Source organism: Rhizorhapis sp. SPR117, from assembly GCF_021742065.1.
Map to the genome: position 1 here is coordinate 59,140 of NZ_JAKKIE010000014.1, position 17,444 is coordinate 76,583.

14 protein-coding genes and 1 pseudogene are annotated in these 17,444 nt (G+C 60.4%); 9 read left to right on the plus strand and 6 right to left on the minus strand.

The window, feature by feature from the left end; all coding sequences use genetic code 11:
* The 9 genes from L3X40_RS07695 to L3X40_RS07735 all read left to right on the plus strand — a co-directional run bounded on the left by L3X40_RS07695 (position 1) and on the right by L3X40_RS07735 (position 12,877).
* Positions 1–939 carry a hemolysin family protein gene (locus L3X40_RS07695; RefSeq protein ID WP_237365116.1) on the plus strand — a complete coding sequence of 313 codons (939 nt, stop codon included), beginning with the start codon at positions 1–3 and terminating at the stop codon, positions 937–939.
* Between the two features lie 402 nt (positions 940–1,341).
* Positions 1,342–2,775 (plus strand): CmpA/NrtA family ABC transporter substrate-binding protein, encoded by a 1,434-nt coding sequence (locus tag L3X40_RS07700; protein ID WP_237365117.1) that lies wholly within the window; start codon positions 1,342–1,344, stop codon positions 2,773–2,775.
* Positions 2,776–2,823: 48 nt separating this feature from the next.
* Positions 2,824–3,933 carry an ABC transporter permease gene (locus L3X40_RS07705; protein WP_237365118.1) on the plus strand — a complete coding sequence of 370 codons (1,110 nt, stop codon included), beginning with the start codon at positions 2,824–2,826 and terminating at the stop codon, positions 3,931–3,933.
* 10 nt (positions 3,934–3,943) lie between these two features.
* Entirely contained in the window at positions 3,944–5,629 is a 1,686-nt protein-coding gene (locus tag L3X40_RS07710) for an ABC transporter ATP-binding protein (RefSeq protein ID WP_237365119.1), read from the plus strand.
* 61 nt (positions 5,630–5,690) lie between these two features.
* Entirely contained in the window at positions 5,691–6,899 is a 1,209-nt protein-coding gene (locus L3X40_RS07715; protein ID WP_237365120.1) for an alginate export family protein, read from the plus strand.
* 18 nt (positions 6,900–6,917) lie between these two features.
* Positions 6,918–9,422 (plus strand): nitrite reductase large subunit NirB, encoded by a 2,505-nt coding sequence (gene nirB / locus L3X40_RS07720; protein WP_272907930.1) that lies wholly within the window; start codon positions 6,918–6,920, stop codon positions 9,420–9,422.
* Complete coding sequence (nirD, locus tag L3X40_RS07725; RefSeq protein ID WP_237365121.1) at positions 9,422–9,763, plus strand: nitrite reductase small subunit NirD; 342 nt, start codon at positions 9,422–9,424, stop codon at positions 9,761–9,763. Before nirB ends, nirD begins: the two co-directional genes overlap by 1 nt.
* Before the next feature lie 10 nt (positions 9,764–9,773).
* Positions 9,774–12,365, plus strand: a complete 2,592-nt coding sequence (locus L3X40_RS07730; protein WP_237365122.1) for a molybdopterin-dependent oxidoreductase — start codon at positions 9,774–9,776, stop codon at positions 12,363–12,365.
* A gap of 266 nt (positions 12,366–12,631) precedes the next feature.
* On the plus strand, positions 12,632–12,877 hold the full coding sequence (locus tag L3X40_RS07735) for a tyrosine-type recombinase/integrase (RefSeq protein ID WP_237365123.1): 246 nt from the start codon (positions 12,632–12,634) through the stop codon (positions 12,875–12,877).
* A gap of 377 nt (positions 12,878–13,254) precedes the next feature.
* On the opposite strand, the gene L3X40_RS07740 is transcribed toward L3X40_RS07735, so the two are convergent.
* The 6 genes and pseudogenes from L3X40_RS07740 to L3X40_RS07765 form a co-directional block, all read right to left on the minus strand.
* Positions 13,255–14,898 (minus strand): recombinase family protein, encoded by a 1,644-nt coding sequence (locus L3X40_RS07740; protein ID WP_237365124.1) that lies wholly within the window; start codon positions 14,896–14,898, stop codon positions 13,255–13,257.
* A complete protein-coding gene (locus L3X40_RS07745) occupies positions 14,895–15,284 on the minus strand; it encodes an HVO_A0114 family putative DNA-binding protein (RefSeq protein ID WP_237365125.1) in 390 nt (129 codons plus the stop codon). Before L3X40_RS07745 ends, L3X40_RS07740 begins: the two co-directional genes overlap by 4 nt.
* On the minus strand, positions 15,281–15,634 hold the full coding sequence (locus L3X40_RS07750; RefSeq protein ID WP_237365126.1) for a toxin-antitoxin system TumE family protein: 354 nt from the start codon (positions 15,632–15,634) through the stop codon (positions 15,281–15,283). Before L3X40_RS07750 ends, L3X40_RS07745 begins: the two co-directional genes overlap by 4 nt.
* Positions 15,631–15,954, minus strand: a complete 324-nt coding sequence (locus L3X40_RS07755) for a hypothetical protein (RefSeq protein WP_237365127.1) — start codon at positions 15,952–15,954, stop codon at positions 15,631–15,633. Before L3X40_RS07755 ends, L3X40_RS07750 begins: the two co-directional genes overlap by 4 nt.
* Positions 15,955–16,089: 135 nt before the next feature.
* Complete coding sequence (locus L3X40_RS07760) at positions 16,090–16,311, minus strand: DUF2274 domain-containing protein (RefSeq protein WP_237365128.1); 222 nt, start codon at positions 16,309–16,311, stop codon at positions 16,090–16,092.
* A gap of 2 nt (positions 16,312–16,313) precedes the next feature.
* Positions 16,314–17,276: pseudogene (locus tag L3X40_RS07765) on the minus strand (TrbI/VirB10 family protein); the annotation flags it as partial.
* Positions 17,277–17,444 lie beyond the last annotated feature (168 nt).

Consider the following 17,444-nt stretch of genomic DNA (forward strand, 5'->3'; position numbering starts at 1 on the left):
ATGGCTGACGACAGTAGCCACTCCGTTCAGAAAGACGCCGGACAAAAAGAACCGGCCAGTAACGAAGGCGGACGAATATGGCGGGGGCTGCGGTCCCTGCTTTTCGGCAATGAAGGTGACCAGACGCTCCGCAAAGAGCTGGAAGACGCCATCGACGAATATGATGAGGACGATCATGGTGTATCGTCCAACAATGGCGATCTGTCCCCGATCGAACGCCAGATGGTCAAGAATCTTCTCCATTTTGGCGAACACACGGTCGACGACGTCTCGGTCCCGCGCGCCGACATCATAGCGATCGAGGAAAGCGCCAGTTTCGACGATCTCGTGGCCCTGTTTGCGGAAGCCGGCCACAGCCGCATTCCCGTCTATCGGGAAAGCCTGGACACAATTGTCGGCATGATTCACATCCGCGACGCATTTGCCATATTGGCGAGCGAGGCCCCTCATCCCAAGGAGCTTTCTACTCTGATCCGTCAGCCGATCTACGTCCCTGAAAGCATGGGCGTGCTCGATCTGCTGGCAGAAATGCGCGCGAAACGTACGCATCTGGCTATCGTACTGGACGAATATTCGGGCACCGAAGGCCTTGTCACCATCGAGGATCTGGTCGAGGAAATCGTCGGCGATATCGAGGACGAGCATGATGACGAGCCCGAGGCCCTGCTGATCCCCTGCGACGATGGTATCTGGGAAGCCGATGCCCGCGCCGAACTGGATGACATCGCTCGCGATATCGACCCGACACTCGGCGAAGTCGAAGAGGACGTTGACACCTTGGGTGGCCTCGCGTTCGTCATTGCCGGCTATGTCCCGGAGCCGGGCGAAATCCTGACCCACGCAGAAAGCGGTTGGCGGCTGGAGATTCTGGACGGCGATCAGCGCAGGGTGACGCGATTACGCCTGCATCCGCCCGTCAAAGAGGCGGTAGCGGAGTAGGAAAAATTTTCGTTGCGTCGCAAAATATACGGGTAAGCCGCCACTGATATTCCGCTGACATTCGCGGGCCACTCACCTCCGTCCGGCGTGGTACCGCTGCCGGGGCAGGCACTTGCAGGATATGCTATTTACCCGTTAAACCCTTCGCAGGTGCAAAATATGCACTTGATAGCCTGTGAATCTCATGACATATGGAGCGTACAGGCAACGCTGCCTGATTCTCTATATTCCAGATCGTCCATTGGGGGGCGAAGTTTTGGAAAGGCGATCCCCCAGGGGACAGGCCAAAGGCAATGATGCCGCCCGACGAGCCACTAGGCTGACAGTCTGGGCGGCTTTTTTTATGCCTTTTTGCCATGACCCGGATCGCCTTTCGGCGAAATTTCGAAAGGGTCAGAACAAATGTTGGATAAACGTGGTTTCCTGAAAAAAAGCGGTTCGCTGATGGCTCTCGTGCTGACCTCCTCTCTTCTGGCGGCGTGCGGCAGCAGCAGCAAGAGCGAAGGCGGCAATACGGTCGCAGCCGCAGCATTGCCCGAAGGGGCAGTGGAAAAGCCTGTCTTGAAGCTCGGTTTCATCAAACTGACTGACATGGCCCCGCTCGCCATTGCCAGGGAAAAAGGCTTCTTCGCTGAAGAAGGCCTCAACGTCACGTTGGAACCGCAGGCAAACTGGAAGGTTCTGCTCGACGGCGTTATCGGCGGGCAGCTTGATGGTGCGCATATGCTGGCCGGGCAGCCGCTGGCCGCGACCATCGGTTACGGCACCAAGGCCGACCTGATCGCGCCGCTCAGCCTCGACCTGAACGGCAATGCAATCACGCTGTCCAACAAGGTATGGGCCATGATCGAACCGAGCCTGCCCAAAGGCCCGGACGGCAAGCCGGTACACCCGATTTCCGCCTCCGCACTGAAGCCCGTGGTCGCAAGCTTTAACAAGCAAGGCAAGCCCTTCAAGATGGGCATGGTTTTCCCGGTTTCGACGCATAATTACGAACTGCGCTACTGGCTGGCTGCCGGCGGACTCAATCCCGGCTATTATACGCCGGGCGATGTGTCGGGCCTGGTCGATGCCGAAGTGCAGCTATCGGTGACGCCACCGCCGCAGATGCCCGCTACACTGGAAGCCGGAACGATCGAAGGCTATTGCGTGGGCGAACCCTGGAACCAGGCCGCCGTACAGAAAAAAATCGGCGTTCCCGTCATCACCGACGAACAAATCTGGCACCTCAACCCTGAAAAGGTTCTGGGTCTGCGCAAGGATTTCGCTGAGAAATATCCGCAGACCACTGCCGCAATGCTCCGCGCTATCATCAAGGCTCAGCAATGGCTGGATGCGGATAATGGCAAAAACCGCGCCGAAGCCGTGAAGATCCTGTCGCAACCCAATTATGTCGGGGCCGACGAAAAGGTGATTGCGGCGTCAATGACCGGCAAGTTTACCTTTGGCCCTGGTGACACCCGCCCGGCGCCGGAATTCAACATCTTCTTCCAGAATTACGCCGGTTATCCCTTCTATTCGGACGCCGTCTGGTATCTGACGCAGATGCGCCGTTGGGGCCAGGTCGCTGAAGAAAAGGCCGACCAGTGGTATTTTGACACCGCCAAGGCCGTCTATCGCCCCGACCTCTATATGGCTGCGGCCAAAGGTCTGGTCGACAAGGGCGTAATCCCCGCCGACAGCCTGCCCGATACCGACGGTTTCAAGGCGCCCCAAAGTGGCTTCATCGATGGCAAAATCTACGACGGCAAGAAGCCCAACGCCTATCTGGCCCAGTTCCCGATCGGCCTGAAAGGCAAAGCCACCGTCACCGCCGCTGGCGTCAAGTCCAACTAAGCAAGAATGCTATTTGAGTACGATTGAATGAGTAACGGAGACAATGCGATGAGCAATGTAGCGATTTTGCGGAAAGACAGCGGGGAGACAGAAGCGAACACCGCGCCCGCCGCCGCAAGCGAAACCCGGAACGCCGCTCCCATGGCGCCGGAGAAGTCCTCGAATGGGGCTTCTCCGGAACGGGCAGCGGTGGAGGGTTTCAAGGCTCTGCTCAACCGCATTGTCCCCGAAGCCAAAGATGTTTCGAAGTTTGCAAAGGGTCTGATTTGGCCGCTGATCGGCATTTTTTCTTTCCTTGCGCTTTGGGCGGTGCTCGCTCCGCAAGTCGATACATCGCTCGGCGCACTTCCCGGCCCTGTTGAGGTAGCAGAGCAGGGCGTGGCGCTATACCACGAATATCAAGCCACTGCCGAGGCCAAGACCGAATTCTATGCCGCGCAGGATGCCCGCAATGCCGCGCTGGAGGCGGTGGGGCGCGGGGCCGAAACGCAAGAGTTTACCTATGCGGGCGCGCCTACTTTCATTGATCAGATATTCACCTCGCTCAAAACTGTGGCGCTTGGCTTCATCCTTGCCAGTCTGTTCGCGGTGCCGCTGGGCCTTGTCTGCGGCCTGTCTAAACGGGTGAATGCGGCGATCAATCCTCTGGTTCAGATTTTCAAGCCCGTCAGTCCGCTGGCCTGGCTACCCATCGTCACCATGGTCATTTCCGCGACCATGGCCGGACCGGACCCGATGCTGCCCAAAAGCTTCGTCATTTCCGCTATCGTGGTGATGCTATGCTCGCTCTGGTCAACGCTGATCAATACGGCGATCGGGGCGGCTTCCATTGACAAGGACTTGCTCAACGTCGGCCGTGTGTTGCGCCTGACATGGTTCCAGCAATTGACCAAGCTCGTGATACCAAGTGCGCTGCCCTATATTTTCACCGGCATGCGTCTGTCGCTGGGCGTGGGCTGGATGGTGCTGATTGCCGCCGAAATGCTGGCGCAGAACCCGGGCCTTGGCAAATTCGTCTGGGATGAGTTCCAGAACGGGTCCAGCCAGTCGCTGTCGCGCATCATGTTCGCGGTCATCGTGATCGGCCTTATCGGCTTCCTGCTCGACCGCCTCATGGGCGCGCTTCAAGCACTCGCCAGCCGTAATCACGCCATCTGAAGGACGGAATATGACCCAGCCCATCCTTTCCCTGCGCAATATTTCCAAGGCTTATGTCGATGGAACCGGTACGCGGACGCAAGTGCTCAAGGGGATCGACCTTGATGTTGCCGAAGGCGAATTCATTGCGATCCTGGGTTTTTCCGGGTCAGGCAAGACGACGCTGATTTCGACCATCGCGGGCCTGATCGAGCCGGATGAGGGCGAAGTTGTCATCAAGGGCGAAGTCAGCAAAGGGACCGGACCGGATCGGGGACTGGTTTTCCAAAGCTATTCGCTGTTCCCATGGCTGACGGTGGAAGGCAATGTGCGCCTTGCCGTCGATGCCGTTCACAAGGGGCTGGACAAGACCGCGCGCGACGCAATGGTTAAATCGACCATTGATCTGGTCGGCCTGTCCCACGCCATGGATCGCAAGCCCGCGCAGCTTTCCGGTGGAATGCGGCAGCGGGTGGCTGTGGCGCGGGCGCTGGCGATGAAGCCGGAAATATTGTTGCTCGATGAGCCGCTCTCCGCCCTCGATGCCCTTACCCGCGCCAAGCTGCAGAAAGAAATCGATCGGATCCGGGAACAGGAAAAGCGGACTATCATCCTCATCACCAATGACGTGGATGAAGCGCTGCTGCTCGCCGACCGGGTAGCGGTGCTGGAGCCTGCTCCCTCGGCAAAAATCGGTCGGATCTACGACGTGACCATCGCCCGCCCACGCGACCGGACGGCGATGAATCACGATGAAACGTTCAAGGCGCTACGCAATCAGATTGCAGGCTATCTTGGCGCACTCAATGAAGGGCAAAAGGCTATCGCGGCGGAAAATGAAGGACGACTGCCCGATGTGACGCCGATCAGTCTGCTCGCTCCGCCCAAGGCTTATCAGGACGCCGCGGTGACCAATATGAGCCGCCGTTATCTGGAATTCTTCAATCTGAAGAAGATTTATCCGACGCCCAAGGGTCCGCTCACCGTCCTCGAAAATTTCAATCTACTGATGGACAAGGGCGATTTCGTGTCGCTGATCGGCCATTCGGGCTGCGGCAAATCCACCGCGCTGACCATGGCGGCCGGCCTCAATGCCATCAGCGATGGCGGCATTGTTCTCGACGGGCATGAAATTGACATAGCCGGACCCGACAAGGCCGTGGTGTTTCAATCGCCCTCGCTCATGCCCTGGCTGACCGCGCGGCAGAATGTGTCGGTGGGCGTGGAACGCGTCTATCCGCACGCCAGCCGGGCCGAACGGTGCGACATCGTTGAATATTATCTCCAACGCGTCGGCCTTGGCGATGCGATGGAGAAGCTCGCCGCCGACATGTCCAACGGCATGCGGCAGCGCGTCGGCATTGCCCGCGCCTTTGCGCTCAGTCCCAAATTGCTGCTGCTTGATGAACCCTTCGGCATGCTCGACAGCCTGACCCGTTGGGATTTGCAGGATGTGTTGATGGAGGTGTGGGAACGCACCAAAGTCACTGCCATCTGCGTCACCCATGATGTCGATGAGGCGATCCTGCTCGCCGACCGCGTCGTGATGATGACGAATGGGCCAAACGCCACGATCGGCAAGATACTGGAGGTCGATCTGCCACGTCCGCGCGACCGCAAGGCGTTGCTCGAACATCCGAAATTCTATGGCTATCGCGAGGAGGTCCTTCAGTTCCTCGCCGACTATGAACATGGCGTGCACGCGGATGCCGCCTGAATCCTTAAGAGGGGATGCTGCTGAAAGGTGGGGAAAATACACCATCAGTGGAGGAAAAACCGTGAAAAAATATTTATTGGGTCCTGCATTTCTCGCCTTGACGGCCAGTCCCGCGATAGCCGGTACGCCGATTCCGGTCGGAAACGGCATCACGCTCGCACCGAGTATCGACACGCGGCTGCGTTATGAAAATGTCGATCAGCCAGCGACTGACGCCGATGCCCTGACCATCCGTGTTCGTCCAGGCATCACACTGGGCACCAGCAGCGGCTTTTCGATACTGGTCGAGGGCGAAGGCACGCTCGCCATCGTCGATGATTACCGGGCGGCACCGTTCTTTCCACTCAACGGCCATTCGATCGTTGCCGACCCCGAGAATATCGAACTCAACCGGGCGCAAATCCAGTACAAGTCGAAGGCGGTGACGCTGACGGGCGGACGGCAGCGCATCAATCTCGACGATCAACGCTTCGTCGGGTCTGTGGGCTGGCGGCAAAATGAGCAGACCTTCGATGCCGTGCGTGCTGAGGCGACGTTCGGTCCGGTGACGTTCGACGGCACCTATAGCTGGTCTGAACGCACTATCTTTGGCATCGATGCCGGCCCCCGCCAGGCCTACAGCGGCGATTTCGTGTTCCTCGGCGCAGGCGCTGCAATCGGGCCGGTCAAGGTCAAGGGCTTCGCCTATCTGCTCGGCTTCGATACCGCAGAGCCGGTCGCGGCCACCTCAACCCAGACCTATGGCGCGCGCGCTACCGCCTCGTTTAAGCTCGCGCCAAAAATGACGCTCAATTTGGCGGCAAGCTACGCCACCCAGTCGGATTACGAGGCCAATCCGGGTAATTACACTGCGGACTATATCGCCGCCGAGGCAGGGTTGGGCTTTGGCAACTATACGCTCACCAGCGGCTATGAACTGCTCGGCTCCGACAGTGGAGCGGCTTTCCAGACACCGATGGCGACGCTGCACAAGTTCAACGGCTGGGCGGACGTTTTCCTGACGACGCCTGCCGCGGGTCTTCAGGACATATATGGCGGTATTTCAGCCAAATTCCCCATGGTGAAAGCCATTCCGGGCCTCAATGCAGCGGTCACCTATCACAAGTTCAAAAGTGATGTCGGCAGTGTCGACTATGGCGAGGAATGGGATGCGCAGATCGGCTTCAAAGTCCTGAAAACGGCCGTTCTGTTCAAATACGCCAATTATGACGCCGATGCATTCTCCGTCGATACGGAGAAGTTCTGGCTTCAGCTGGAATGGTCTTACTAAGGAGCAGATGAAGTGGGTGTGACCCTTGTTGACGTGAACGATATTGCCGATGGCGCGGATGATCCGCGCGAACATCTGGTCGTTATCGGAAATGGCATGGCAGGATGCCGGGCAGTGGAGGAAATCCTCGCTCGTGATCCGGGCCGCTACCGCATCACCATTTTCGGTGCGGAGCCAAGGGTCAACTACAACCGCATCATGCTTTCCCCGGTGCTGGCGGGGGAAAAGAGCTTTGATGAAATCATCATCAACGATCAGGCATGGTACGACGATAATGGTATAAAATTAATAGCTGGCGATCCGGTAATCGCCATCGACAGGGAAAAGAAGTCTGTGATGGCACGGTCGGGTCGCACCGTCGGCTATGACAAGCTTTTGATCGGCACCGGGTCGGACCCTTTCATCATTCCGGTTCCGGGAAAGGATCTACCCGGTGTCGTAACCTTCCGCGACCTTGATGATGTCGACAAGATGTTGGCTGCGGCAGAAAATGGCGGCAATGCCGTCGTCATCGGCGGGGGCCTGCTGGGACTGGAAGCCGCGCACGGACTGTCGCTGCGCGGCATGAATGTCACCGTCATCCACCTGATGCCGACGCTGATGGAGCGACAACTGGACGAGGCGGCAGGCTGGCTGCTCAAGAGCGCACTGGAAGGGCGTGGTCAGGAGATCTTGACCGAAGCAAACACGCAGGAAATCTATGGTGAGGGCAAGGTCGAAGGTGTCCGCCTGAAGGATGGACGCGAAATTCCCGCCGATATCGTGGTGATGGCAGTCGGCATCCGGCCCAACACGACGCTGGCGAAGGATGCGGGGCTTGCCACTGGACGCGGCATCCATGTCGATGACCATATGGTGACATCCGACCCCGATGTGCTGGCGGTCGGTGAATGTGTCGAACATAATGGTCAGGTTTACGGTCTGGTCGCGCCGCTTTGGGAAATGTGCCGGGCACTCGCCGACGGGCTGACGACCGGGCCCACCGGCTACAAGGGCTCTGTTACCTCTACCAAGCTCAAGGTGTCCGGAATCGACGTCTTTTCCGCAGGCGATTTTTCCGGCGGTGAAGGATGCGAGGACATTGTCTTACGCGATGCCACCCGCGGCGTTTACAAGCGCGTGATTGTGAAGGAAGACCGCATCGTTGGCGCGGTGCTTTATGGCGATATCGCAGACGGCAACTGGTATTTCGACCTATTGAAAAAGGGCGATGACATTGCCGAGATCCGCGATGCTTTGATCTTTGGTCAGGCCTTTGCCAGCGGTGGGGGTGCCTCTGCAAACCCTATTGACGCCGTTGCGGCACTTTCCGTCGATGCGGAAATCTGCGGCTGCAACGGCGTCAGCAAAGGCAAGATCATGGCCTGCATCGACGGCGGCGCTCACACGCTCGACGCGGTCCGTGCGGGCTGCAAGGCGTCGGCCAGCTGCGGTAGTTGCACCGGGCTGGTCGAAAACCTGCTCGCACTGGCAATGGGCGATGACTATGCCGGTGAGCGTGACAACAAGCCGATGTGCAAGTGCACCAGCTTCACCCATGAGGATGTCCGCGCCGCGATTCTGGAAAAGGAGCTGAAGGAAATCCCTGCGGTGATGCAGGCGATGTCCTGGAGCACACCCGATGGCTGTTCCTCCTGCCGTCCGGCGCTCAACTATTATCTGCTATGTGCATGGCCCGGCGAACATAAGGAAGACCCGCAGAGCCGCTTCGTCAATGAACGGATGCACGCCAATATCCAGAAGGACGGCACCTATTCGGTGGTTCCGCGCATGTGGGGCGGCGTCACCACGCCTGCTGAATTGCGCGCGATTGCCGACGCGGCGGATAAATATGACGCCAAGCTGGTGAAGGTGACAGGCGGGCAGCGGCTCGACCTGTTCGGTATCAAGAAAGAAGACCTGCCCGCAATCTGGGCCGATCTCAATGCCGCCGGCATGGTATCCGGCCATGCCTATGGCAAGGCGCTGCGCACGGTAAAAACCTGCGTGGGCAGCGAATGGTGCCGTTTCGGTACGCAGGACTCAACGGGCCTTGGCATCAAGACCGAACAGATGACCTGGGGCAGCTGGATGCCGCACAAGTTCAAGATCGCGGTCAGTGGCTGTCCGCGCAATTGCGCCGAAGCGACAATCAAGGATTTTGGCGTGATCTGCGTGGATTCGGGTTATGAGCTGCATATCGGCGGCAATGGCGGCATCCACCTGCGCGGTACGGACCTGCTCTGCAAGGTTGAGACCGAACAGGAGGCACTCGACTATTGCGCGGCCTTCATCCAGCTCTATCGCGAAGAAGCCCGATATCTCGACCGCACCGCGCCTTGGGTGGAGCGGGTTGGTCTGGATTATGTCAAGCAGCGGATCGTCAAGGATGATGTCGGGCGTGAGGCGCTACGCAACCGCTTCCTCTATGCGCAAAGTTTTCTGCAGAAGGACCCATGGGCCGAACGTGCAGCGGGAGCCGAGGCGCATCTTCACCAGCATATCGCCGAGATCCGTCCTTTTGCCGTCGTTGGAGCTGCCTGATGTATAATGCACAATGGCTTGATGTCGGCCCGATCGATCAGCTTCCCGCCTTGGGCGCGCGCACGCTGCCGGTGCAGGGAGGGCAGGAAATCGCGATTTTCCGCACTGCCAATGGCGATGTCTATGCCTTGGCCAACGCATGTCCGCATAAGCAGGGACCGCTGAGCCAGGGCATCGTCCATGATACGACCGTCACTTGTCCGCTACACAACTGGCGGATCTCGCTGATCGACGGACATGCGCTGGGCGAGGACGAAGGCTGCGTGCCGGTGATCCCGGTCAAGATCGACGGCGGACGCATCCTGATCAGTCGCGCTGCGGCATTGGGACAGGCAGCGTGAGGGGCGGCATGTGAACGCGATCCGCACCACCTGCCCCTATTGCGGCGTGGGTTGCGGGGTTTCCGCGACGGTGACAGGTGCGCGTGCGGTCGAGATAAAGGGTGACAGCACGCATCCCGCCAATAGCGGACGGCTCTGTTCCAAAGGAACCCATCTGGGCGAGACAGTCGGACTTGGCGGGCGTTTGCTTGCACCTATAGTTCATGGACAGGAGACGGGCTGGGACGAAGCGCTCGACGCGGTGGCGAAGGGTTTTTCCGAAACCATTGCGCAATATGGACGAGACAGTGTCGCCTTCTATGTCTCGGGACAGCTCTTGACCGAAGATTATTACGTCGCCAACAAGCTGATGAAAGGCTTCATCGGCTCATCCAATATCGACACCAACAGCCGCCTGTGCATGGCAAGCGCCGTCGCCGCGCATAACCGCGCCTTTGGCGAAGATGTCGTCCCCTGCACTTATGAGGATCTGGAACAAGCCGACCTTATCCTCCTTGTCGGCTCGAATACCGCATGGTGCCATCCGATTGTCTGGCAGCGGATAGAGGCAGCCCGTGCGGCACACGGCACGAAGCTGGTCGTCATCGACCCGCGACGCACAGAAACAGCGGAAGGCGCTGATTTATATCTGCCCATTCGTCCCGATGGCGATGTTGCGTTGTTCAACGGCCTTGCCGCCGCAATGCGCAGCCGGGGGTTGCTGAACGATACGTATCTTGCTGCCCATGTCGATGTGCCGGATGGATATTGGGATGTCGTCGGAACTGCCGATGTAGCCGATGAATGTGGCATCGCACCCGAATTGCTGGAACAATTTTACGATCTTTTTGCTCAGCACGAACGTTGCGTCACGATGTTCAGCCAGGGCGCCAACCAGTCGGTGAATGGCACCGACAAAGGCAATGCAATCATCAATGTCCACCTCGCCACTGGGCGCATCGGCCAGCCGGGCATGGGGCCCTTTTCAATTACCGGCCAACCCAATGCCATGGGCGGGCGCGAAGTCGGCGGGCTGGCCAGTACGCTTGCCGTACATATGGGCTTTTCGGATGCAGAACGGGATTGCGCGCAACGTTTCTGGAACAGTCCAGGCATCGCCACTGGTCCCGGCCTGAAGGCTGTCGATATGTTTCGCGCCGTCCATGACGGACGGATCAAGGCGATCTGGATCATGGCGACCAATCCCGCCGTATCCATGCCCGATGCCGGCTTCGTGCGGGAAGCGCTGGCCAAATGCCCGCTGGTCATCGTATCCGATGTGATGGCGAACACCGACACCGCAGCCTATGCCCATATCCGCCTGCCAGCGCTTGCATGGGGTGAAAAGGACGGCATAGTTACCAACAGCGAGCGGATGATCAGCCGTCAGCGCGCTTTCTTCCCGCCACCGGGGCAGGCGCGTGCGGACTGGGACATCATCGCCGACACGGGCCGCCGCATGGGCTTTGCCGATGCCTTCGCCTTTGACAACGCCGCCAGTGTGTTTCGCGAATATTGTGCGCAGACGGCCTTTGAAAATGGCGGACGGCGTAAACTGGACCTTCATGCCTGGGCGGAACTCAGCGACGCGGACTATGATGCTTTAAAGCCATTGCGCTGGGGCGGCATTGCACCCTTTGGCGATGGACAGTTCAGCACAGCCAATGGCCGCGCGAAGATTATCGCCATCCACTCACCGAAATGCGAAACTATCGACCCTGACTTCCCTTTCCGTCTCAATACTGTCCGCTATCGCGACCAATGGCATACGATGACCCGAACCGGCCTAAGCCCCCGGCTGTCACAGCATCGCCGCGAGCCGTTGGTGGAAGTGCATCCCGAGGATGCTGCGGCATTGGACATCCGCGATGGCGGATTGGCAAGAGTGCGTACCGCGCAGGGCGATGCTATTTTTCGCGTTCAATATAGCGAAGGGCAGCGCCGAGGCGAATTATGTGTGCCGATGCACTGGACCGACCAGTTGAACGCAGGCGGGCGCGCCAACCGGCTTTCCAGCCAGAATGTCGACCCTGTTTCCGGTCAGCCCGGTTTCAAGAACAGCGCCGCTGCCATTGCGCCGGTAACGCCGGCCTGGACAGGCTTTATGGTCTGCCGCGATCAACCTGTGCTTGCCAACCTGCCCTATTGGACCCTTGTGCGGCAACGTTCGGGCTGGCTGGTTGAAATGGCCGGATTTGACGAACCGGATGTGGACGCTTTGATGCCACATGGCGAACGGGTGGAGGCCAGCGACCCCGCACGGGGAACGCAGCGCTTGGCAGCACTCGATGCCGATGGCCGCCTGGCGGCTGCGCTATTCCTGACCCGTTCGGGCCGATTGCCCTCACGCGATTGGATCGTGGCGCAGCTCGACAGTGAAGAGCCGACCTCTGGCGCTGCCCTTCTCGCGGGACGTCCGGCCCAATTGCCACCGGATCGCGGCGCAATCATCTGCGTCTGTTTCGACGTTGGGATGAAAACGATTTTGGGCGCGATTGCCGAGCAGCAATTGACGAGTGTGGAAGCCATTGGCGCTGCACTCAATGCAGGGACAAATTGCGGCAGTTGCCGTCCCGCAATCAAATCGCTGCTCAATGATCAGAAGGAGGCAGTCGATGCCTGATGAACATCATGCTGCACAGCCGGTCTGGCTGGTCGGTGCCGGGCCTGACAGTCCCGACCGGGGTATCACCGCCTGCATCCCTTCCAAAAAGAACCGCAAGGTGCCAATCCCGCATGATACCGTTCTCTACCGTCAGCGTCATAAGATCGAAAACATGTTCGGCAGGATCAAGGACTGGCCTCGCATCCATACCCGATTATATTTTCCCCGGCACCAGAACGGGCAAGCCCCTGTCCAACATGTCGATGCCCATGCTGCTACGCAGGATGAGCATCGATCATGCCACCGTGCATGGCTTCCGCTCGAGCTTTCGCGACTGGGCCGGCGAGATGACCCATTTCCCTCGCGAGGTTGCCGAAGCCGCTCTCGCCCATTCTGTGGGCAATGAGGTTGAGCGCGCCTACCGCCGTGGTGACGCGCTTGAAAAACGCCGTGAGATGATGACGGCGTGGGCAGAATATCTGTATGGAGGCCAGACTGACGCCAGAAATATTTCGGACGAACAGACTTGATCCGCATTGGAACGTTTCTGAATACCGCAACAATTCGGATAACCGCGATGGTGCCGCATTGGGGGGTGGAGGAAGGGTACCACACGCTTTATGCATCGAAAACGAAGGGGAGAGGCTGATCACCGATCTGCGCACGGAGGGGAATTTCGACGTTTTTGGGAATAGCCTCGGTCGACTGATGCCTCGCGTGCATAGAAGATGCATCGAACAAGGTGGCATATGGAGCTAGCCTGATCTGTTTGACAGTTAGGAAGCGATCGCACAGCCGCCTACACAATTTGCTGCCCCACTTCCTATGCCTGTCGTCTGTTAGGGTTAATGTTAGGGTCAGCGACAACTCTTTAATCTTAATGGCTATATATCAGTATGTTACGCCGTTAGTTCGAATCCCTCCCGCTCCGCCACTTCGGTATAAAACCGGGAACGCCGATTCCCGCCGATTTCCCTCCTTTTGCGGCCACCAGTGTCCTCAACAGAGTGCTTTTGCTGCCTTTGATGTAGATCGCGTCGTCCGCGACCTCTACGCGCTGGGCGAACGCTCGGACGTGTTCCCGCCGATAGCCGCCCTCTCCGAGCCGAAGCCGGGTGCGAGCCTCGGTCGCCAGTTCCCGCACGGCCGCCCCTGTGAGACCCTGATGGGCCGAGCTTTTCAGCATGGCCTCGGTCCTCGCGGCGTCGGCCCGCGCCTGGTCGCGAAGCGCGGTGAGACCCGCGATCCGCTCGCCAAGGGCGGATTCGGCAGGATCGAGCGAGCCGGCCTCGATAGCGTCATAGAGCCGCTTGAGGCGCATGTCGGCCTCGGCCGCGCGGTGGTTCAACTCGGCGATGTGCTGGCCGCGTCGCTCGACGCTCTCCTGCCGGCGGTCCAGCAGCGAGGCGAGCATGTCTTCGATCCGCTCGGGGTCCAGCAGCCTTTCCTCGATATGGCTGACCACGATGCGGTCGAGCTTGTCCATTGGGATCGCACGGCCCTTGCAGCCGGCGTCGCCCTGCCGCGCCCGGATCGAACAGGCATAGTAGCGGTAGCGGCCGTTCTTGCCGGTGCGCAGCGTCATCGCACCTCCGCAATTGCCGCAATGGCAAATGCCGGTCAGCAGGTTCGGGCCGCTGACGACGCGCGGCGGCGTCACCTTCGGATTGTTGGCCTGCAAGCGCGTCTGCACCGCCTCGAATGTCTCAAGGTCGATCAGCGGCGGCACCGCGACGGTGACGACTTCTTCCTCGGGCTTCACCTCTCCCTTTTTGGAGCGGCGATTGAAGCGATGCTCGCCGATGTAGGTGCGCCGGGTCAGGATGCGGTGAAGCTGGCCGATGCCCCAACGCCCGCCGCTGCGGGTGAACATGCGGTTCCTGTTCAGGTAGCTGACGATGTTCTTGACGCCCATGGGGCCGGACGTGCCGTCGCCTTCCGAAGCGAGCCGGAAGATCAGCCGCACAGTCTCGGCGTGCAGCGGGTCGATCTCCAGCTTCTTCTTCATCTTCGCGCCGCGCTGCTCGGCATCGACGACGCGGTAGCCGATGGGCGGCAGCGAGCCGTTCCAGAAGCCTTGCCGGGCATTCTCCTTCAAGGCGCGCAGGACGTGCTTCGCGTTTTCCTTCGACTGGTATTCGTCGAACAGCGACATGATCCGCCGCATCATGTCGTGGATCGGATCGTCGCCAAGCTCCTGCGTGATTGAAACCAGCTTCACGCCGTTCTTCGCCAGCTTCCGGTAGTAAAACTCCATCTCGAACTCGTCGCGAAAGAAGCGCGAGAAGCTATGCACCACGACAACATCGAACGGCGCGGGTTTGGCCGTGGCGGCTTCGATCATGCGCTGGAACTCGGGGCGCTTGTCGTTGGTGGCCGACGCGCCTGGCTCAATGAAGGTCTCGACGAGCTGGTAGCCGCGTTCCTGGCAATACGCCTCGCCCTGCCGCTTCTGGTCAGGGATCGACACGTCATGCTCGGCCTGCCGCGCCGTCGAGACGCGCAGGTAGAGGGCGGCGCGCAGGGCGACATGGGGGCTTTGCATGTTCATGGCCGATCTCCTTTCGTCGCGCGGCGTTCGAGCAAGGGCAATTCCAGCTCTACCCGGTCATGCAGCACCTTGGGCACGACCTTCTGCCCTTCGCCGGAGTCCATGCGGATCAGGCCGTAGCTCGCCATCGTCTTGAGGGTCCGGGACAGGCTGGGCTTCGTCCGTCCGGTGATCCGCGAAAGTTCCTCCAGCGAGCCGGGCGACTGCTCGTCGATGACGCGCAGCAGCTTGCGGTTCCCGCTGGAGAGGATTTGCGCGAAGGATTCCGTGGATGTGAACCACACCTTCGGATCGCCGGCCGCCGGTTTTTCCTCGCCTTTGGCGATCCGCATGGTGCGGGCCTTCATTTCTTCGTAGTCGGCAATCCCGACTTTCAGGGTGGTCATATTACGCCTCGCTCCTTCAAAACCGCGTCCACCGCCTGCCAGAAGTCGGCCAGCAGCGTGGCCGCATCCTCGTAGGCGTATGGCTTCACGGTCTGGAGGCGGTGCCGGTGGTCCATCGGCTCGCCCCTCCTGCCCCGGCCGACCGGATGGGCGTTGTCTAAGCCGACCAGCCGTTCGCCCGAAGGCCCGTGAAGCGTGAGCGAATAATCGAGGCCGTGCGGCTTTTCCGGCGAAACCGGAACGCGGGTGACGATGAACTTCACCCAATGGCCGCCCTCGGGATCGACAACCAGCACCTGTCCGTCGAGGTCCAGAAGCGTATCGAGGCTCGGGTCACGATCCTCGCTCATGGCTTACTGTTACCATCTGATGTTAATGATGACAAGCCCTGATTGTCGGGATCGGCGTCGATGGGACCGAACAGGCGGTCGAGCACGTCGCCGAAATACCGCTCGAAGATTTCAAGCTCGGCCTCGGTGATCGGCACCTTTTCAGGCCAGTCGTCGATGACGGGCAGCGTCTCCACATCGACAATGCGAAGCGGCGACCTGCGGCGCTCCGGGCCGTCCGGCGTGGGTTCGTCGGCATAGTCGAAAAGATCGTCGGGAAGCGTCTCGGGGACAGGCTGTCGTGGCCGCCCTTTGCGGGCGCGGCGGCGCTCTGCGCACATGGAATCCTCCATGGTTCTGGTGGATTCCGGGGCGCTCAAGGCCCCGGATTTAGGCGAACCATGGAGGGGGATTGGCGGCCTGTAGCGTGCCGCATTCGCGCCAGTGTGCTGGCGGCACCCCCCGCCGGGACGGGCTTAGCTTGCGGCTCGCCGTGCCTTGGCGAAGCCGCGATCCGTGGCGATGAACCGCTCCAGCATCGGCACGATAAGCCTGATGGGATCGGCGGCGGGCTGGCCGCTTTCGCGGGCCAGCACCTCGGCATAGGCGGCCAGATCGCGGTGAAGTGGCGCGGGCAGTTCCACCGTCACCTTGACGGGCTTGTCGTCGGGGAGCGGGCCGAGTTTCAGTTTCGTCATGGTCAACCTCCTGCCGGCTCGAACACAAGGTCGCGGGTGACGATGATCCTGACCGGGAAGCCGGGCCGGATGGTGAGCGTCGGCGCGACCTGCAACTGGCGCTGGACGATCTGCTGGCCCGCCTGATTGACGGTATCCTGCGCGCCGTCGCGGATGGCGCGGATCAGGCGGTCCTCGTCGCTGGTCGCCAGCTCCGTGCCGATTGCGAGCAACGTGGACAGCCCTGCCGCCTTCATCAGATCCCACCAATGATAGTCGACGCCATCCTCAAGGCCGGCATAGCCGGAAGCGTCCGCGCCCGGCAGCCGCTCCAGGACGATGGAACGGCCGCCCGGCAGGATCAGGCGGTTCCACACCAGCAACACCCTGCGCTGGCCGAAGGTCACGCCGTCATCGTATTGGCCGATGATGCGCGTGCCCTGCGGGATTAACAGCAGCGAGCCGGTCGGGCTGTCATAGACGTTCTCCGTCACCTGCGCGGTGATCTGGCCCGGAAGGTCCGAACGGATGCCGGTGATGAGTGCGGCCGGGATCACGGCCCCGGCCTGAAGGATGTAGGGCGATGCCGGCGGCGTCACGCGATCCGGCGCGACCGTCCGCCGATCCACCGGCCCGTTGAGGAACGCCGTGTGCCGGTCCTGTGGCCCCGTAGCGCCAGGCTGACCGGGGAGGCCGAGACCGGCAAGGCCGGGCGTAGCGATGCCGGTTGCGGTCCCCGTGCCGGGCGCGGTCTGGAAAAAGACGCGGCTGACGCGCGCGGCTTCTTCCTCGGCGAGACGGCGCTGTTCCTCGGGATCGACGGCGGGCGTCGCCATGACGGGCGGCGCAACCGGCCGGCCCCGGTTCTGCGCGTCGAGGATCGGACGGCCGAGGTCGCCCGGCAGCGCCGGCCCCAGGACAGGGCCGGTATAGTCGCGCGGCAGGCCGGACAGCCCGTCAGCCGTGGGCCGGTTGTCGGTTGAATAGTATAAACGGCGGAGTAAAAATGTACCACTGACGGGTCTTTTGGGGTCCGTTCATTTCGGAGTAAAAGTGTACCGGTCCTGATGGGTCCTCGGAGAGAGGGCCGGAGGATGAAGTCAGTGGAGATATATGCGAAGGTCCGTCGGGCCGTATTGGTTGAAGGGATGACG